Source organism: Mesorhizobium sp. WSM4310 (genome assembly GCF_007003935.1).
Classification (GTDB): domain Bacteria; phylum Pseudomonadota; class Alphaproteobacteria; order Rhizobiales; family Rhizobiaceae; genus Mesorhizobium.
The window spans coordinates 163,626-181,042 of sequence record NZ_VFTA01000011.1 but is presented as its reverse complement, the minus strand read 5'-3'; the positions used below and the strand labels follow the sequence as shown (position 1 = coordinate 181,042).

Annotated in this window: 24 protein-coding genes; 15 read left to right on the top strand and 9 right to left on the bottom strand. The window is 63.7% G+C overall.

Annotation, left to right across the window (positions count from 1 at the left end):
- The 4 genes from FJV80_RS14905 to FJV80_RS14890 form a co-directional block, all read right to left on the bottom strand.
- Positions 1 to 194, bottom strand: a 194-nt coding sequence (locus tag FJV80_RS14905; protein ID WP_246688972.1) for an SUMF1/EgtB/PvdO family nonheme iron enzyme, incomplete at its 3' end; no start/stop codon positions are given.
- A 40-nt stretch (positions 195 to 234) separates the two neighbouring features.
- A complete protein-coding gene (locus tag FJV80_RS14900; RefSeq protein WP_246688971.1) occupies positions 235 to 1,674 on the bottom strand; it encodes an arylsulfatase in 1,440 nt (479 codons plus the stop codon).
- A 143-nt stretch (positions 1,675 to 1,817) separates the two neighbouring features.
- Complete coding sequence (locus FJV80_RS14895; protein ID WP_246688970.1) at positions 1,818 to 2,897, bottom strand: transporter; 1,080 nt, start codon at positions 2,895 to 2,897, stop codon at positions 1,818 to 1,820.
- A gap of 332 nt (positions 2,898 to 3,229) precedes the next feature.
- On the bottom strand, positions 3,230 to 3,520 hold the full coding sequence (locus tag FJV80_RS14890) for a hypothetical protein (protein WP_142876769.1): 291 nt from the start codon (positions 3,518 to 3,520) through the stop codon (positions 3,230 to 3,232).
- 51 nt (positions 3,521 to 3,571) lie between these two features.
- On the opposite strand from FJV80_RS14890, the gene FJV80_RS14885 reads away from it, so the two are divergent.
- From FJV80_RS14885 to FJV80_RS14875, 3 genes are all read left to right on the top strand, one after another.
- Positions 3,572 to 4,672 carry a hypothetical protein gene (locus FJV80_RS14885; RefSeq protein ID WP_142876768.1) on the top strand — a complete coding sequence of 367 codons (1,101 nt, stop codon included), beginning with the start codon at positions 3,572 to 3,574 and terminating at the stop codon, positions 4,670 to 4,672.
- A 98-nt stretch (positions 4,673 to 4,770) separates the two neighbouring features.
- Positions 4,771 to 5,382 (top strand): nucleoside triphosphate hydrolase, encoded by a 612-nt coding sequence (locus FJV80_RS14880; protein WP_095790523.1) that lies wholly within the window; start codon positions 4,771 to 4,773, stop codon positions 5,380 to 5,382.
- Positions 5,383 to 5,475: 93 nt separating this feature from the next.
- On the top strand, positions 5,476 to 5,784 hold the full coding sequence (locus FJV80_RS14875; RefSeq protein WP_142876767.1) for a hypothetical protein: 309 nt from the start codon (positions 5,476 to 5,478) through the stop codon (positions 5,782 to 5,784).
- A gap of 64 nt (positions 5,785 to 5,848) precedes the next feature.
- Here the strand turns inward: FJV80_RS14875 and FJV80_RS14870 are convergent, their stop codons facing one another.
- From FJV80_RS14870 to FJV80_RS14860, 3 genes are all read right to left on the bottom strand, one after another.
- The gene (locus tag FJV80_RS14870) at positions 5,849 to 6,553 is read right to left on the bottom strand and encodes a glutathione S-transferase N-terminal domain-containing protein (protein WP_142876766.1); all 705 of its coding nucleotides are present in this window, start codon (positions 6,551 to 6,553) and stop codon (positions 5,849 to 5,851) included.
- A gap of 215 nt (positions 6,554 to 6,768) precedes the next feature.
- Positions 6,769 to 7,977: a beta-ketoacyl-[acyl-carrier-protein] synthase family protein gene (locus FJV80_RS14865; protein WP_095773192.1), complete on the bottom strand. Its 1,209-nt coding sequence runs from the start codon at positions 7,975 to 7,977 to the stop codon at positions 6,769 to 6,771.
- Positions 7,978 to 7,981: 4 nt separating this feature from the next.
- A complete protein-coding gene (locus tag FJV80_RS14860) occupies positions 7,982 to 8,236 on the bottom strand; it encodes an acyl carrier protein (RefSeq protein WP_142876765.1) in 255 nt (84 codons plus the stop codon).
- Between the two features lie 201 nt (positions 8,237 to 8,437).
- Here FJV80_RS14860 and FJV80_RS14855 point away from each other — a divergent pair, with 201 nt between their 5' ends.
- Genes FJV80_RS14855 through FJV80_RS14835 form a run of 5 tightly spaced genes read left to right on the top strand, consistent with a single transcriptional unit; the run spans position 8,438 to position 10,791 of the window.
- The gene (locus FJV80_RS14855; protein ID WP_142876764.1) at positions 8,438 to 9,280 is read left to right on the top strand and encodes an urease accessory protein UreD; all 843 of its coding nucleotides are present in this window, start codon (positions 8,438 to 8,440) and stop codon (positions 9,278 to 9,280) included.
- 13 nt (positions 9,281 to 9,293) lie between these two features.
- A complete protein-coding gene (locus FJV80_RS14850; protein ID WP_019862540.1) occupies positions 9,294 to 9,596 on the top strand; it encodes an urease subunit gamma in 303 nt (100 codons plus the stop codon).
- Between the two features lie 10 nt (positions 9,597 to 9,606).
- Positions 9,607 to 9,861 carry a DUF1272 domain-containing protein gene (locus tag FJV80_RS14845; RefSeq protein WP_095790527.1) on the top strand — a complete coding sequence of 85 codons (255 nt, stop codon included), beginning with the start codon at positions 9,607 to 9,609 and terminating at the stop codon, positions 9,859 to 9,861.
- Between the two features lie 30 nt (positions 9,862 to 9,891).
- A complete protein-coding gene (locus FJV80_RS14840; RefSeq protein WP_095790528.1) occupies positions 9,892 to 10,479 on the top strand; it encodes a HupE/UreJ family protein in 588 nt (195 codons plus the stop codon).
- A 6-nt stretch (positions 10,480 to 10,485) separates the two neighbouring features.
- A complete protein-coding gene (locus FJV80_RS14835) occupies positions 10,486 to 10,791 on the top strand; it encodes an urease subunit beta (protein ID WP_095773196.1) in 306 nt (101 codons plus the stop codon).
- 80 nt (positions 10,792 to 10,871) lie between these two features.
- On the opposite strand, the gene FJV80_RS14830 is transcribed toward FJV80_RS14835, so the two are convergent.
- Positions 10,872 to 11,366, bottom strand: a complete 495-nt coding sequence (locus tag FJV80_RS14830; RefSeq protein ID WP_095773197.1) for a hypothetical protein — start codon at positions 11,364 to 11,366, stop codon at positions 10,872 to 10,874.
- Positions 11,367 to 11,480: 114 nt separating this feature from the next.
- Positions 11,481 to 11,858 carry a hypothetical protein gene (locus FJV80_RS14825; RefSeq protein ID WP_095773428.1) on the bottom strand — a complete coding sequence of 126 codons (378 nt, stop codon included), beginning with the start codon at positions 11,856 to 11,858 and terminating at the stop codon, positions 11,481 to 11,483.
- Positions 11,859 to 12,022: 164 nt separating this feature from the next.
- On the opposite strand from FJV80_RS14825, the gene ureC reads away from it, so the two are divergent.
- The 7 genes from ureC (at position 12,023) to ureG (ending at position 17,364) form a co-directional block, all read left to right on the top strand.
- Complete coding sequence (gene ureC / locus FJV80_RS14820) at positions 12,023 to 13,738, top strand: urease subunit alpha (protein WP_179296452.1); 1,716 nt, start codon at positions 12,023 to 12,025, stop codon at positions 13,736 to 13,738.
- Positions 13,739 to 13,818: 80 nt separating this feature from the next.
- On the top strand, positions 13,819 to 14,412 hold the full coding sequence (locus tag FJV80_RS14815) for a hypothetical protein (protein ID WP_095773198.1): 594 nt from the start codon (positions 13,819 to 13,821) through the stop codon (positions 14,410 to 14,412).
- Positions 14,413 to 14,456: 44 nt separating this feature from the next.
- The gene (locus tag FJV80_RS14810) at positions 14,457 to 15,062 is read left to right on the top strand and encodes a glutathione S-transferase family protein (RefSeq protein WP_142876763.1); all 606 of its coding nucleotides are present in this window, start codon (positions 14,457 to 14,459) and stop codon (positions 15,060 to 15,062) included.
- Complete coding sequence (gene ureE, locus FJV80_RS14805; protein WP_095790530.1) at positions 15,059 to 15,625, top strand: urease accessory protein UreE; 567 nt, start codon at positions 15,059 to 15,061, stop codon at positions 15,623 to 15,625. The genes FJV80_RS14810 and ureE overlap by 4 nt, the downstream gene beginning before the upstream one ends.
- Positions 15,618 to 16,289, top strand: coding sequence for an urease accessory protein UreF (locus FJV80_RS14800; protein ID WP_142876778.1), 672 nt, complete (start codon positions 15,618 to 15,620; stop codon positions 16,287 to 16,289). Before ureE ends, FJV80_RS14800 begins: the two co-directional genes overlap by 8 nt.
- Complete coding sequence (locus FJV80_RS14795; RefSeq protein ID WP_142876762.1) at positions 16,286 to 16,726, top strand: DUF3995 domain-containing protein; 441 nt, start codon at positions 16,286 to 16,288, stop codon at positions 16,724 to 16,726. The genes FJV80_RS14800 and FJV80_RS14795 overlap by 4 nt, the downstream gene beginning before the upstream one ends.
- Positions 16,723 to 17,364, top strand: a complete 642-nt coding sequence (gene ureG, locus FJV80_RS14790) for an urease accessory protein UreG (protein WP_010912817.1) — start codon at positions 16,723 to 16,725, stop codon at positions 17,362 to 17,364. Before FJV80_RS14795 ends, ureG begins: the two co-directional genes overlap by 4 nt.
- Positions 17,365 to 17,417 lie beyond the last annotated feature (53 nt).

Genomic DNA, 17,417 nt, shown 5'->3' with positions numbered 1-17,417 from the left:
GTCACATCCGCCCAGAAACCATCGACCACGACGCGGTGGGTTGGAGCCTCTTCCGGATAATGGTGGTCTGATCCCATTAGGAATTCGCCACCAGGGATTCGCACCATGTTTGGAAATGGCGGGCTGTGCCTAGGAACGGAACGAACATGCTCCAGATCCTCCGTAGACGGCACAGCCATCCCTGCATCATTCATGACTATAGTTCCATAGAAGCGAACTTTGATCCGGGCCGAACTAGTCTCCGAGTTGATTGAACATCGAGGATGGATCCGCTGCAATTGGCGGTGCACCGAAGGTCAGCTTGATCGCCTCCCCGATCAGCAGCGGCGGTGCCATTTGCTTGGCGATATCCACGATCTTCGCCTTCATTTTTTTGACGCTGTCCGGCTTCTTGTCGGCCAGGTTAGTAGTTTCGGACTTGTCGGCGGCTAGGTCGAACAGTTCGACGCGCTCCAACACGCCGGCCGACCATACAAGCTTCACATCGCCCTCACGGATTGCGCCGCCTGTCGGGTCGACATTGTAGACCATGTCGCTGCGGGGCGAGGGTTTGCCTTCGCTGATCGTCCCCCAGACATCCATGCCGTCGAGCGGCTTGTTCTTGGTTGGCTTCGCTCCGGCAAGCCCAGCAAGGGTCGGATAAATGTCCGAGACATGTATCAGGCCGTTCACGTCACCGGCCTTCACCTTGCCCGGCCAGTTCGCCAGAGCGCAGACACGGGTGCCACCCTCATAGAGCGTGCCCTTGCCGCTGCGATATGGCCCATTGTCGGCCGGAAGGCTGTTTCCGACCTTCGATTCGCCCGCAAACATTGCATCCCGCACGCCGCCATTGTCGCTCTGGAAGATGATGATTGTATTGTCGCGCATCTTCTTCTTCTCGAGCGCGGCAACAACCCGGCCGATCTCGTCGTCCATGACGGAGACCATGGCGGAATAGAGCCGCCGTTGCTCATCGGCGACATGAGCATATTTTTTGATGTACTCTTCGGGTGCCTGGTAGGGCGAATGCGGTGCGGTGAATGCCAGATACAGGAATAGTGGCGCCTTGCCGTCATGTTTTTCGATTACCTTGGCGGCTTCCGTGCCGAACAGGGTATTATCGAAGCCAGGCTCCTTCAGCGGCTTGTTGTTGCGGTACCAGTCCATCACGCCATGAGAAGCGTGCTTGAAATGATCGATTTCGCCGACCAGGGCGCCGTAGAACGAATCGAATCCGCGCTGGCGCGGCCAGTATTCAGTCTTTGCGTGACCAAGATGCCACTTGCCCACCATCGCGGTCTTGTATCCTGCGTCCTTGAGCATCTGGGGCAGGAGATACTCGTCGGTGGCAAGGCCGTAACTGCCACCTGACGGGATAACGCCCATCTGCAGCCCGTAGCGCAGTGGATAGCGGCCAGTCATCAGCGCCGCGCGGGTGGGCGTGCACATCGGCTGGGTATAGAATTGTTCCAGCCGCGCGCCTTCGGCGGCGAGCTTGTCGATGTTGGGCGTCTTGATATCCGAGCCGTGGAAGCCCACGTCCTTCCAGCCCTGATCGTCGGAGATGATGTAGACGATGTTGGGGGCCGCCGGCTGTGCCTCTGCCTGCTGAACGCCGGCGAGGCCAGCGAGCGCGCCCGAAAGGCCGATTGGTGCAACCAAGCGGGAAACGGCTACCGCCGTGCCGGCCATCAATGCGTCCCGGCGCGTGATTTTGTTGCTTGTACCGGCTTCCGCCGGAAAGTCTCGATCGCTGCTCATCTTAGCCCTCCCTTTTTTGTTGGCGCTAGCCAACTTTGGCTTAGGCCAACTGAAAATATGAGCCCTTCCTGCGCTCAGTGCCCAGCCACCCAAAGCGGCATGGCAACCGTTAGAAAAACCGAATCGCCCTCGAGACGATTTTTGGCGTCGAACTCGTGGAAATATTTGATCCGGGTCGAAACCGGCAGCTTGCCAACCTGAAAATTATAGCCCGCGGTGGCTCCGATCGCCGCCACCTCGCCTCTAAACCCGCCAAGCACCGGGGGTACTCCGGATCCGGTGTCGTCGGTCAACTGATTGTAATAGTAGCCAACCAAACCGACGTCGAAAGCTTTGCTGAAGTGTTGGTCGATTGTTCCCTCGAAGTGGAAGTCCGTGCCGTTCTTGTAGTGGGTCGCCGTATCCTCGCCATTGAAGGTGATGCCGGTTGCCGCCGAGAGTTCAAGGCCGGTGGCGGAGTTCAGCCACGTGCCCGATGCGTAAATGTCGGCGGCCCAGTGGTTGAACGACAGATTGGCGATGTCGCCCTCGTGGTATTCACCCACCGGGACGTTCACGCTCACTCCGGTCTGCCAGTGAAAATCGCCACTGTGCCAGCCGATGAAGCTTCCAAGCACGGGATCGCCCAGGGTCGTGATGCTGTCTGACACCGAAAACGGGCTCGGGAGAATTCTGCCCGTTATATCGGGTCCGCCGATCGGTACGGTCGCGGTGAATGCCAGATTGCCGCCCATAACCTGCCATGGAGAAACCCAAAGGGCGGTCGAGAGATTGATAAGGGCCTTCGCATGGACGTCCGCCACGAGCTTTCCGCCGAGGTCGAGATCGACGCTTGCATTGCCGGAATAGATATAAAAGTCGTTCTGGAAGTAGACGCCTGGCGGCGGGGTGAAGCCCGCCATGGGGCCGCGCGAGCCAAGGAGGTAGAAGCTTGCGCCACCTTCCGCCGCGTGAACGCCCGGAACCATTGCCAGGTTGGCGAGCGCCGTCACGGCAACCCCCAGCAAACCCTTGGCGCCGCACCTCATCGCAGCCTCGGCGAAGGTACTGGATACGCCGAGCACACTTATCCGGAATACGTCTTGTCTATTCATAGTCCCCGCCAGCCGTGAGTCGGCAATGTTGCGCCAATTGATTTCGCGCAGTTTCTTCATAAACTATATCTAATGTTACTGGCCCGCTATCCACTTTGCGCAAAGGAGCCATGTTTTGACAAAATGGCCGTCATTGCCTTCGTACAGAGACGTAGAGCTTGGCCCGGACGAGCCTGAAGGCGTAATCATCTGGTTGACTGCAGGCGCCTTCGGAAGCGACCAAACCAATCCGCCACGTGGTCTCGCCCAGCACGACCACCTCGGAACTGGCCGACCGCCCGCGGAGGGGTAAAGGCTTATCGTGCCATCACGATCAATCCGGGATGCGGTGGGCCATGCACCCCCAGTCTCCTCGGTCAGGTCCGAATGGACAACCTCCCGAAAGCTCACACCTATTTCAGCGTTACCAGCACGCGTGCGGCTGACTGCAGGTCTGCTGTTTCCAAGCCTTTCCCAAATCGCGCGAAGGTGTACCGGCCGATCACGTTCTGGATCGGCTGAACAAGGCCGGAGGAAACGAACCAGGTAGCGGAAAACTGGACAGTCCTCAAAGTTCGGCTGCGCTCGCCATCAATGCTTTTGGCTGGTTTGTCGAACGGCCGGGATTGCTGCCGCCGTTCCCAGGGATTGAGGCGGGCTGGCCACCAGACTTGGTGGAAGTGGTCGACATCACGCTTGCGCAATCCCCGCCGAAAGGGTTCTGCTTGCGCCCGTCAGATTCGGGTGAGAGCGCTATGGATACGATCACGATCAAGGCCAGGGGTATTTCGGTTTCGCTCGACCTCACCGTCGGCCACATCGCCGACATGACCGTCGAGAGCGGCGGGCGCCGGCTGAAGCCGCTGCACCGCGCGCCCTGGGTCGACGCAGGCGAGACGCTGCCGAAGGACCTGCCGCAAGGCACGGTCCGGCTGTCCGGCGACTTCCTCTGCGCGCCGTTTTCGCGCAGCGATGTCGAGGAAGCGCCGCTGCATGGCTGGACGGCCAACAGTGCCTGGGATGTCACCGAGAGCAGTGCCACGGAGAGCGGCTGGCGAGCGGTCTTCCGGCTGCGGCACAAGGTCATGGGAGCCAGCGTCGACAAGATTCTTACGCTCATCGACGGCCATCCGTTCCTCTATCAGGAACATGTGTTTTCCGGCGGCTCCGGCGCGATTTCCGTCGCCCATCACCCGATGACGGTGATGAAAGGCGGCGGCAGGCTGGCCTTTTCGCCGAAGCGCTTTGCCGCGACGCTGGCCGATCCGCTGGAGCCCGATCCCGCGCGCGGCCGCTTCATGCTGGCCTATCCGGCGCGCTCGGCCGACCTCGCCCAGTTTCCCGCCGCCGGCGGCGGCTCGGCCGACCTGACGCAATACCGCATGGAGGACCGGCGTGAGGATTTCGTCACCCTGGTCGAGGCCGACCATGGCGGTCCGGGCTGGACGGCGCTGGCACGCCAGGCCGAGGACGATCTGGTGCTGGTGCTGAAGAACCCCGCGGAGCTGCCCGTTACCATGCTGTGGCTGAGCAATGGCGGGCGCGACTACGCGCCGTGGAGCGGCCGGCATCTCGGGGTGCTCGGCATAGAGGACGGCCGCTCGGCGATAGGCCATGCCGCCTCGATCGGCGACAATTGGCTGAAGCGCGAAGGCGTGGCGACCGCCTTTGTGCTCGGCCAAGGCCGCGGCTTTTCGTTCCGCCATGTCATCGGCGCCCTGTCCCCGTCCGGCGGCACCCCGCCGCGAGAGATCACCACGGCCGACGGCCGGATGCGGCTCGCGGCGGGCGGATCGACCAGGGAAGTGGCATTCGACAGCGCGTTCCTGCGCATCGGCCAGCCCGCGGCCGCCTGAGGCGAGGTTTGCGCGAGCGCGGGGTTTGAAATTTCCGCCGACTGCCGCCAAAATGCAGCGTAATGTTTCGCCGATCATCCAGGCAAAGTGAGGCTCCCATGTCCGAAATCGCCCACCTCGCCGCCACCATCTTCAAGCGCGCCGGCAAGGCAAAGCGCTTCATCGTCGCCATCGCCGGACCGCCAGGCTCCGGCAAGTCCACGCTGTCGGCCGGCCTGCATGACCTTTTGCCGGAAGGGGCGGTGGAGGTCGTACCGATGGACGGCTTCCACTATGACGACATCGTGCTCAACGCGCGCGGCCTGCGGGCGCGCAAGGGCGCACCGGAGACCTTCGACTTCGCCGGCTTCGAGACCCTGCTGAAGCGCATCCGGGCCGGTGAACCCGACATCGCCATTCCGGTCTTCGACCGCAGCATGGAATTGTCGCGCGCCGCCGCGGCGATCGTCGGCACCGAGACCAAGTTCATCCTGGTCGAAGGCAATTACCTGCTGCTCGACGAGGAGCCATGGTCACGGCTGGCGCCGCTGTTCGATTTCTCGATCTTCGTCGACGTGCCGCGCAATGAGCTCGAGCGCCGCCTGATGGAGCGCTGGCACGGCCATGGCCGTTCGGACGAGGAGGCGCGCGCCTGGATCGCCTCCAACGATCTGCCCAACATCGAACGTGTGCTGGCCCGGCGCCGGGCCGCCGACCTGATCATTGGTTAACACGCTTAATTTTCCGTATTTTGGGGCGGGAACCTTAAGAGTTTCGCGCCGTTATGCCTCAGAACCCGTTTGTCCGGCGTAAGGGATTTTCCAATGGCAACCAAGGCAAAAAAACCAGCCAAGACGAGGCCCGCGAAGGCAACTCAAGCGAAAGCCGGTGCTGGTCCGGCGATTGCTGAACGCTCGAAAGACGGCAAGGCTGCTTTCGGCAAGGCCGCGCCCCGAAAGGTCGTACCGGCCGCCAAGACCGCCAGCCCGCGCAAATCGGCGCCGGCCAAAGCCGGTGCCGTTCGAACGGCAGCGAATGTCGCCGCAGGCGCCGTCGTCGCAACCGCGCGCGGCGCCGTCTCGCTGGCGGCCTCCGTTATCGGCAAGGGTGGCTCGAAGGCCAAGGCGAAATAAGCAGGCTGCTTCGTCCGGCCGAGCATCTTTGGCAAAGGGCCTCGCCTTACGGCGACAGGCCGTTCTAGCCCTTTGTCGGAATGGTCAGGCCCTTCTGGACCGCCGGCCGCGCCAGGCCGCGCTCCAGCCATGCCGCCACATTGGCGAAATCATCGAAACCGACGAGGTCGCGTGCTTCATAGAAGCCGATCAAATTGCGCACCCAGCCGAGCAGCGAGATGTCGGCGATGGTGTAGTCGTTGCCCATGATCCATTTGCTGCCTTTCAGCCTGCCATCGAGCACGCCGAGCAGCCGCCGCGATTCGTCGCGGTAGCGTTCCAGCGGGCGCTTGTCGGCGATCTCGCGGCCGGCGAATTTGTGGAAGAAGCCGACCTGGCCGAACATCGGCCCGACGGAAGCCATCTGGAAGAAGACCCACTGGATCGTCTCGTAGCGCCGCGCTGCGTCCGCCGGGACGAGCAGGCCGGTCTTGTCCGCGAGATAGAGCAGGATGGCGCCGGATTCGAAAAGGCCGATCGGCTTGCCGTCCGGGCCGTTGGGATCGATGATCGCCGGGATCTTGCCATTGGGGTTGAGCGACAGGAATTCCGGCGTCCAGCTTTCGTCCTTGCTGATGTTGACCAGATGCGGCTCATAGGGCAGGCCGAGCTCTTCCAGCGCGATCGATATTTTCACGCCGTTCGGCGTCGTTGCGGAATAGAGCTGGATCTGGTCGGGATGTTTGGCCGGCCAACGGCTGGTGATCGGAAAGGCGGACAGGTCGGCCATCGAAAAACTCCTGAGCGGGGGGATTTGCGCCACGGGGCGCGGTGTTGGCGGGTGGCCAAGAATTAGGCGCACGGCCGGGCAGGATCAATATGCCGGCGACAGTTTCGCCATGCACGGACAGAAAACCGAATCCACCGCGGCGGATCGCCGAGCGCGCGTAAGATCGCGCGGAGGCAGGTGGTCACCGCCCCGGGGGGCGGTAGTTACCGCCGGGATCAGATGGCCTTGAATGCCAGCACCGCGTTGGTGCCGCCGAAAGCAAAACCGTTGCTGATCGCGGCGCGCACCTTGCGCTCGCGCGCGACATTGGGCGTCACGTCGAGATCGCAATCGGGATCGGGTTCGCGGTAATTCGCGGTCGGCGGCACCACGCCTTCGCGGATCGCCATGACGCAGGCGATCATTTCCAGCCCGCCCGAAGCGCCCAGGCAATGGGCGTGCATCGACTTGGTCGAGGAGACCGACAGCGAGCGCGCGTGCTCGCCGAAGACGCGCTTGATCGCGTTGGTCTCGATCTGGTCGTTGGCCTTGGTGCCGGTGCCGTGCGCGTTGAGATAATCGATGTCTTCGGGATTGAGCCCTGCATCGGCGAGACAGAAGCGCATCGCCGCTTCCGGTCCCTCGATGGTCGGGGCGACGATGTCGGAGGCATCGGCCGAAAGGCCGGCGCCGGCGATTTCGGCGAGGATGGTGGCGCCACGCGCCATGGCGTGATCGTAGCTTTCCAGAACCGCCATGCCGGCGCCTTCGCCCAGCACCAGGCCCTGGCGGTCGGCCGAGAACGGCCGGCAGGTGTCGGGCGACAGCACGCGCAATGCCTCCCAACCCTTGAGGACGCCCCAGACCAGCGGCGCTTCGGTGCCGCCGGCGACCATGACGTCGGCGCGGCCGAGCCTGATCTGGTCGACCGCCGAGGCGATGGCGTGGTTGGCCGACGAGCAGGCCGACGTGACGCCGAAGACCGGTCCGCGCAGGCCAAGGTGCATGCTGACCTGGCCGGAGGCCGCGCCCGGCATGACCCTGGGCACGGTGAAGATGCCGGCGCGATTCTTGCCCTCGATCAGAATGGCGCGATAGTTCTCCTCGACGGTCTCGAAGCCGCATACGCCGACGCCGACAATGGTTCCCATGCGATAGGTGTTGTCGGCATGCGGGGCCAGGCCGGACTGGTGCATGGCCTCCTTCGCAGCGATAACCGCCAGCAGGCTGAACCGGTCCATCGACACCAGCTGCTTGCGCTCGATGCCGTGATCGGGCAGCGCCTTGATCTCGCAGCCGGTCTTGACCTTCAGGTCATGCAGGAAGGGATTGTCGATCGGGCCGATGGCCGAACGGCCGGCCCGCATTTCAGCCCAGATCGACTGCGCATCGACGCCTAGGCCGCACAGCCCGCCAATGCCGGTAATGACGACGCGTTTCAGCATTCGGTCAGGCTTTTTTCGCGATTAGCGCGCGAACGGCCTCGACCATGTCGCCAACATTCTTCAGATTGCTCCAGGCATCGACCGTGTTCATCTCGATCTCGATGCCATACTGCTCCTCGAGGTCGAAGATGATCTCCGTCAGCTCCAGCGAATGGATGCCGAGCGACGTCAATTCGGTGCTGGTGGTGATTTCTTCACCGCCCGGCTCGGCATGGGCCTTGATATTTTCGATGATGTCCGTTGCCAGCTGGTCAGCCATTCGGTTTCTTCCCCACTTTGTCGTTTCTCGACGCCAACTGAACAGCGCCTTCTGTCCTCGATATCAGGCCGCGATCGTCGCCTTCTACCCCCGCCAAGCATCGCCTGACCGTATCGAGGTGGCTCCCTCTATAGAAACGGAAACGCCATCAAGCAACAAGCTATATATCGACAAAACCGCCGCAGTGCTTAACCTGACGGCGTGGATACGATCGAATATACGAAGTTTTCGGCCTCTTTGGCCCAGCGCGCCGCGGGTCTGGCGCAGCTGGGTTGCGCCAGCGCCGGCGACCGCACGCGCCTGCGGCGCCTCTATCAGGACGGTTCCGCCAAGATAAGGCTGCCGGCCGTTTCGGCCGACCCGCTGGAGGCGGTGCTGATCAACACCGGCGGCGGACTGACCGGCGGCGACCGCATCGGCTGGGATGTGGATGTCGGCGCCAATGCCTCGGCGTCGATAACGACCCAGGCCTGCGAAAAGGTCTACCGCGCCGCATCCGACCAAGCAGAGGTGCGGGTCAAGCTGACGGTCGGCGAGAACGCCCGCATCGCCTGGCTGCCGCAGGAGACCATCGTCTTCGACCGGGCGGCCTTTGCCCGCACATTGGACGTCGAACTCGCCGGGGGGGCCGAGGCGCTGGTGCTGGAAGCCACCGTCTTCGGCCGCCTGGCCATGGGCGAAAGCGCCGCGCAAGGCACTTTCCGTGACCGTTGGCGCGTTCGCCAGGATGGTTTGCTCATCCATGCCGAGGATTTCCGCATCGGACCCGATATCACTGGTGCCCTGGCACGTCCGGCGGCCACCGGCGGCGCGATCGCCGTGGCGACGCTGCTGCTGGTGTCGCCGCGAGCCGAGGCCTTTCTCGGCCCGGTCCGTGAGATCATCGGCGACCAGGGCGGCGCCAGCGCCTGGGGGGTGCAGGCATCTGGCAAGCTTCTTGCGAGGCTTTACGCCGGGGACGGCTACCAACTGCGCCAGCGGCTGGTTCCGCTCGTCGGATTGCTCAATGGGAGGGCGGGACTGCCCAAATTATGGTCACTGTGATTCTGGAAAACGCATGAACCTGACGCCGAGGGAAAAAGACAAGCTGCTGATCGCCATGGCGGCGATCGTGGCACGCAAGCGGCTGGAGCGCGGCGTCAAGCTGAACCATCCGGAAGCGATAGCGCTGATCACCGATTTCGTCGTCGAAGGCGCACGCGACGGCCGCCCGGTGGCCGAACTGATGGAGGCCGGCGCCCATGTCGTCACCCGCACGCAGGTGATGGAAGGGATCGCTGAGATGATCCATGACGTGCAGGTGGAAGCGACTTTCCCCGACGGCACCAAGCTGGTGACCGTGCACGAACCCATCAGGTGAGGAGACCGAGATGCTCGATTTGCGCCCAAACTGCGAGTGCTGCGACAAGGACCTGCCGCCGGAGGCGACTGATGCGCTGATCTGCACCTTCGAATGCACCTTCTGCGCCGATTGCGTGGAAAACGTGCTGGGCGGCGTCTGCCCCAATTGCGGCGGCAATTTTTCGGCCCGGCCGATCCGCCCGGCAGCGAAGCTGGAAAAATACCCTGCGTCGACCAAGCGCGTCCTCAAGGCCGAGGGCTGCGGCCCGCGCAAGGCAGCGTGACTGCTGAATCGCAAACGAAAGGCAAGTAGAATGATCCGTGCCAAACGCCTGTGCCTCGCGGCGATCCTGCTCATGGCCGCCGCCATGCCGGCCTATGCCCATGTCGGCATCGGCCCCCCCTCCTCCTTCACGGCCGGCTTCATGCATCCCTTGTCCGGCCTCGATCATGTGACCGTGATGATCGCCGTCGGCCTGTGGGCGGCCATCAAGGGTGGCAGGGCCATCTGGGCGTGGCCGGCGGCCTTTGTCGGCGTGATGCTTGCCGGCGCGGCGCTCGGCATGGCGCATGTGCCGGTGCCCTTCGTCGAGCCGGGCATACTGGCCTCCGTCGTGGCGCTCGGCCTGCTGGTGGCGCTGGCGGTCGATCTGCCCGTCTCGGCCGGCGTCGCCATTATCGGCCTGTTCGCGCTGTTCCACGGCCACGCCCACGGCACCGAAGTCCCGGAAAATGCCGGCGGGCTCGAATATACGGCCGGCTTTGCCGTCGCCACGGTGCTGCTCCATGCCGTTGGCATCGCCGCCGGAATGAGCCTTGGCATGAGGTTCCGTGGTCTGGCTCGTGCCGCGGGAGCGGCTTGGGCTACGATCGGTCTTGGTCTTGCCTTCGGCCTCGTGTGACATCAGATGATCCCCGGCGAAATCATCCCCGTCCCAGGCGACATCGAGCTCAACAAGGGCCTGCCGACCGTCACCCTGAAAGTCGCCAACAGCGGCGACCGGCCGATCCAGGTCGGCAGCCACTACCATTTCTTCGAAACCAATGAGGGGCTGAAATTCGACCGTGAACGGGCGCGCGGCATGCGCCTCGACATCGCCGCCGGAACCGCCATGCGCTTCGAGCCGGGACAGGAACGCGACGTCACGCTGGTACCGCTCGGCGGCAAGCGCGAGGTCTTTGGATTCCAGCAGAAGGTGATGGGCAAGCTGTGAGTTCTGTGGCGTCTCGCGCTTGGCCTTCGAAGACCGCGAACGGCGTTTGGGCAAGCCTGAAAGCAAATCGTGCTTTCGGCTCAGTCCGACGGCTTGGCGGCCGCATAGATGACGATCTTTCCCGGATCGTCGAACGCGACGGCAAGAACGTCCTGCGCAGCCAAGCGCCGCGAATCGATTGCATTGAAGAGCAGGGCGTTCGCCTCGATCTCCTTGCGCAATTCGGCGACATCATCCTTGTGCTGCCGCACCTTGTTCTCGATGACCGGCGGCGGGCCGCCTTCGCTGCGCGCCGCGTCGGTCAGGAACACGATATCGACCTTGTCGAGCTTGGAGGTCTTGCGCACCGTGCCGATGTTTTCGCGCGTGCGGTCGATCGCCGAACTGACTTTTCCGATTTCTGCCGTTGTCTTGGCCTGTTCCTCGTTGACCTGCGAGCCGACGATCCGGTCGACGGTCTCCGGGCTTTCGCGGCCCTGCGCATTCAGCGCGGCCTGGGGAAGGCTCGCTGCCAGAAACGCGGCCGCCGCAATGGCATGCGGCCATCGGGCATCGGGCGAGGTGGTGGAGGTCATCGTTCGCTTTCGCAATCTGTTTCAACAATCAGGAAGCGAAACGACTCCAGCCTTGCCATGGTTCCCCTCGCAATACGGCCGGCGGACCGGGTACCGGCCCGCCGCGCCGTGTCGTCAGCTGGCCTTCTTGGTGATCAGGGTCAGTGCGCCGTTTGGTTCCATGCTGGCAGCGACCACCTGCGCCGAGGTAATTCCCTTGGCCTGGAGGGCGGACTTCACCTTGGGGGTGGCGTCGATCGAGCTGCGCAATTTCTGCAGGCCGGCCTCACCGCGCTGGGCGATCACCTGATTGACCTGCGTCTGGGTGTCCTTCGGCAGCTCGGTGATGTCGACAATGTTGACGCTCTGGATCGCCGGCGCGGCCTGCTGACCGCCGGGGGCGGGAGTCGTCGCCTTGGGGGCAGGCGTGGCCGGAGCGGGCTGCTGCTGGGCACTGGCGGCACCGGCCAGCATCAGACTGGCGGCGGCTGCAAGAATTATCGTTTTGCGCATGGATTTTCCTTCCATCGATTTGGCAAACGGTCGTTTTGGGGTGACCTGCCAACCTCAACCGCCAAATGGGATCAGAAGGTGTCACTCAGCGGGTCATTGCGTGACCATTGGATGGCGACAATGTGCAGCCCAGCCTCAACCACACCGCATTTCGGGAGCAATCGCTGATGGCCAGAATCTCGCGTGCCGCCTACGCCCAGATGTATGGGCCGACTGTCGGCGACAAGGTCAGGCTGGCCGACACCGAACTCTTCATCGAGGTCGAAAAGGACCTCACCATTCACGGTGAGGAAGTAAAATTCGGCGGCGGCAAGGTGATCCGCGACGGCATGGGCCAGAGCCAGGTATCCCGCGCCCAGGGCGCGGTCGACACCGTCATCACCAACGCCTTGGTGATCGACGCCAGCGCCGGCATCTTCAAGGCCGATATCGGCCTCAGGGACGGCCGCATTGCGGCGATCGGCAAGGCCGGCAATCCAGACACGCAAGATGGCGTCACCATCATCATCGGCCCCGGCACCGAAATCATCGCCGGCGAGGGCAAGATCCTCACCGCCGGCGGCTTCGACGCGCATATCCACTTCATCTGCCCGCAGCAGATCGAGGAAGCGCTGATGAGCGGCATCACCACAATGCTCGGCGGCGGCACCGGGCCGGCGCATGGCACGCTCGCCACCACCTGCACGCCGGGGCCATGGCACATGGCCCGCATGATCCAGTCCTTCGACGCCTTCCCGATGAATATCGGCCTGTCGGGCAAGGGCAACGCCTCGCTGCCGGCGGCGCTGGAGGAAATGGTGCTGGGCGGCGCCTGCTCGCTGAAGCTGCATGAGGACTGGGGCACGACGCCGGCAGCGATCGATTGCTGCCTGTCGGTGGCTGACGATTACGACGTGCAGGTGATGATCCACACCGACACGCTGAACGAATCCGGCTTCGTCGAAAACACGGTGGCGGCGATCAAGGGCCGCACCATCCACGCCTTCCACACCGAGGGCGCGGGCGGCGGCCATGCGCCCGACATCATCAAGGTCTGCGGCTTGCCCAATGTGATCCCGTCCTCGACCAATCCGACAAGGCCCTACACGGTCAACACGCTGGCCGAGCATCTCGACATGCTGATGGTCTGCCATCATCTGTCGCCGTCGATTCCCGAGGATATCGCCTTTGCCGAAAGCCGCATCCGCAAGGAGACGATCGCCGCCGAGGATATCCTGCACGACATTGGCGCCTTCTCGATCATCTCGTCGGACAGCCAGGCCATGGGCCGCGTCGGCGAGGTGGCGATCCGCACCTGGCAGACCGCCGACAAGATGAAGCGCCAGCGCGGCTCGCTGCCGCAGGAGACCGGCGACAACGACAATTTCCGCGTCCGCCGCTACATCGCCAAATACACCATCAATCCGGCCATCGCGCATGGGCTGTCGAAAGACATCGGCTCGATCGCCGTCGGCAAGCGTGCCGACCTGGTGCTGTGGAACCCGGCCTTCTTCGGTGTGAAGCCGGAGATGGTGCTGATCGGCGGCATGATCGCCGCCGCCCCGATGGGCGACCCCAACGCCTCGATCCCGACCCCGCAGCCGATGCACTACCGGCCGATGTTCGGCGCCTATGGCAAGGCCAGGACCAACTCGTCGGTGACCTTCGTTTCCAAGGCGGCACTCGAGTCGGGGCTGCATGGCCGGCTTGGCGTCGAAAAACAGTTCGTCGCCGTGGAAAACACCCGTGGCGGCATCGGCAAGCATTCCATGGTGCTCAACGACGCCACGCCGCATGTCGAAGTCGATCCGGAAACCTACGAAGTGCGCGCCGATGGCGAGTTGCTGACCTGCGAGCCGGCGACGGTGCTGCCGATGGCGCAGCGGTATTTTCTGTTCTGAGGTCGGCCGGCCAAATTCCGTTGCGGCTGGTAGGCATAGGCCGCAATATGCGGTCTAGCAGAAACGCATCGTGATCAGGCATGGCCACCGAAATCGCCTCTCCCCACGACATCTTCCCGCATATCCGCATCGTCATGGGCATGGTGATCGGGCTTGGTGTCGCCCGCCTGCTGTCGGGGGTGGCGCGCATCGTCCAGCATCCCGGCCAATACCGGCTCTATCCCGTGCATCTGGCCTGGGTCGCCTCGGTGCTTCTGATGCTGGTGCATTTCTGGTGGTGGGAGTTCGGGCTCTACGCCATCGAGACCTGGACCTTCGGCAAATACCTGTTCATCATCTTCTACGCGATCACGCTGTTCCTGCTGTGTGCGCTGCTGTTTCCCGATTCGATGCTGGACTACACCAGCTACGAGGATTTCTTCTATTCGCGCCGAGGCTGGTTCTTCGGCTTGCTGGCGGCGACCTATCTGCTCGATGTGGTCGATACGCTGCTGAAAGGGCCTGAGCATTTTGCCCGCTTCGGCAACGAATATCTGTTCCGCACGCCGGTCTTCGTCGCATTGTGCATCGCGGCGATCCTGGTGCGCGACCGCCGCTTCCACATCGCCTTCGTCGCGGCAGCGCTGATCTACCAGATATCGTTCATCCTGCGGCTCTTCGACACGATCGTATGACTGTAGCGGATGGTCTAGAGTCCAGGAAAAGACAGGATCCCAGCATGTACAAGGCCGTCGGATCACGCGGATCCCGGGTCAGCCGCGTTCTCTGGATGCTCGAGGAGCTCGGGCAGCCCTATGAATTCGTCGAAGTCAGACTGCGCTCGCCGGAAGCCTATGCGCTCAACCCATCGGGCAAGGTGCCGGTCCTCATCGACGGCGAGCTGACGGTGACGGATTCGGCGGCGATCTGCGTCTATCTCGCCGACAAGCACGCTGACAAAGGCATGGGCGCCAGCCCCGGAGTCGCCGGCCGTGCCGAGATGGATTCCTGGATGCATTTTGCCCAGAGCGAGTTCGAGGCGCCGCTGTGGAACAAATTGCGCCACCGCTTCCTGCTGCCGAAGGAGGTACGCGTCGATGTCGGCCCGGCGGCGGCGTACGATTTCGCCTCGGAAGCCAAGGCACTGGACCGCCGGCTCGGCGACAAGCCGTTTGCGCTGGGCGACCGGTTTTCCGCCGTCGACGTGCTGCTCGGCGACATGGGCAACTGGGCGCGCGCCGGAAAATTCCCGATCGAGTCCGACCGCGTCAACGCCTATTTCGACCGGGTGCTTTCGCGCCCAGCCCGCGCACGGGCACAGGCCAACGGAGGCTCCATGAAATGAAGCTCAACCTCAACACCGACTTCACCAAATTCCCGCGCGCTGTCTCGGTGCTGGCCGCGGGCGAGGCGGGCGCGGCGCCGGCGTTTGCCAAGGCTGTGCTTGCGCATGACGAGCGGCATCTGCGCCGCCGCGCCATCGAACTGTCCGACGGCAGCAAGGTGCTGGTCGACCTGCCCGAACCCGTCGCCCTGAACGATGGCGACCGGCTGGTGCTGGAGGATGGCCGCCATGTCGAGATCATCGCGGCGCCGGAAGAGGTCTACGACATCCGCGCCCGCGACGGCGTGCATCTGACCGAGTTGGCCTGGCATATCGGCAACCGTCACCTCGCGGCAGGCATCGAGGCGGATCGCATCGTCATCCTGCGCGACCATGTCATCAAGGCAATGCTGGAAGGGCTCGGCGCCACGGTGCGCGAGGTCTCCGAACCGTTCAAGCCGGTGCGCGGCGCTTATTCCGGCGGGCATGATCACGGGCACGCGCATGCGCACAGCCATGCGGAGGCCCATTCGCACGCGCATAGCCATTCCCACGACGACCATCATCACCACGACCATGACTGACCAGCCTTCGAGCATCGCCCTGCTGCGGCTGATGGCGTGGCTGTCGCCGGCCTTTCCGGTTGGCGGCTTTGCCTACAGCCACGGTCTCGAACGGGCGGTGCACGACGGGCTGGTTGCCGATGCCGGGAGCCTGGGCGACTGGCTGGAAACGCTGGTCGAGATGGGCTCGGGCTGGAACGATGCCGTGCTGTTTTCCGAGAGCTGGCGCCGCGCCCGCAACGCGGGCGATCTTGACGAAGTGGCCGCATTGGCCGAGGCGCTCGCCGGTTCGCGGGAACGCCATACCGAGACCATGCTGCAAGGCGCGGCCTTCCTCAAAGCGGCCGCCGCCTGGCCCAATCCGGTGCTGGCGCGCCTGCCCGCCGAATGCGCCTACTGCATCGCCATCGGCGCCATTGCCGGCGGCAATGGCATTGCACTGCAGGACGCGCTGTCCGCCTTCCTGCAGGCCTTCTTCTCCAACCTCGTCCAGGCGGCGATCAGGCTCGGTGTCGTCGGCCAGAGCGAAGCCACCACGCTGCTGGCCGGCTTCGAGCCGTTGGCGCTCTCGACCGCCGACCGCGCGTCCGGTTCGACATTGGACGATCTCGGCGGCTGCGCCTTCGTCGCCGATATCATGGCGATGCGGCACGAAACCCAGTATTCGCGGCTGTTCCGTTCATGATCGTCCTCGCCTTCGCGCTTTCATTCGTCCTGCTGCTGATCACGGCACTGCACGTCTATTGGGGCATTGGCGGCATCTGGCCGGGCAGGGATGCGGCCTCCTGCGCCCGCGCGGTCGTCGGCTTTCGCGGCGTCGAGGAAATGCCGACGCCCTTCGCCAGTTTCGCCGTTGCCGCCTGTCTCGGCCTGGCGACGCTCTGGCCGCTGGCGCTCATCGGCTTCTTTGCCTCGCCTTTCCCGAGGGAGGGCCTTGCCGCCACCTCGCTGCTCATCGGGCTGGTGTTCCTGGGACGCGGCATTGCCGGCTTCACGCCGTGGTGGCGGCGCCTGGCGCCCAAACAGCCTTTCGCGCGGCTCGATGTGCGTTACTATTCGCCGCTGTGCCTGTTGATCGGGCTCGGCTTCGCAATCCTTGTCATCATGGAGTTCCCGACATGACCCAAGCCAACGGTCCCCTTCGCATCGGTATTGGCGGCCCTGTCGGCTCCGGCAAGACGACGCTCACCGAAAAACTCTGCAAGGCGCTGCGCGACGAGTTCTCCATCGCCGTCGTCACCAACGACATCTACACCAGGGAAGACGCCATGATGCTGGCCCGGCTGCAGGCGCTGCCGGAAGACCGCATCGTCGGCGTCGAGACCGGCGGTTGCCCGCACACCGCCATTCGCGAGGACGCCTCGATCAATCTGCAGGCGATCGCCGAGCTCAACCGGAAATTCCCCGATCTCGACATCATCTTCATCGAATCGGGCGGCGACAATCTTGCCGCCACCTTCTCGCCGGATCTCGCGGATTTGACGCTCTATGTCATCTCGGTCTGCCAGGGTGAGGAAATCCCAAGGAAAGGCGGACCGGCGATCACCCGTTCCGATTTCCTGATCATCAACAAGAGCGATCTGGCGCCCTATGTGAACGTCAACCTCGACGTGATGGAGAGCGACGCCGCCCGCATGCGCGGCAAGCGGCCGTTCGGCTTTACCGATCTGTCGCGCGGCAAAGGCTTGCGGGAGGTCATCGATTTCATCGTCGAGCATGGCGGGCTGAGGGTTGGCACCGCCACCAGCACGGCGGCCTGACAGGCATCAGCTCCCCTGCACCAACCGAAACCCGTTGCGGGCAGCAGTCGGTC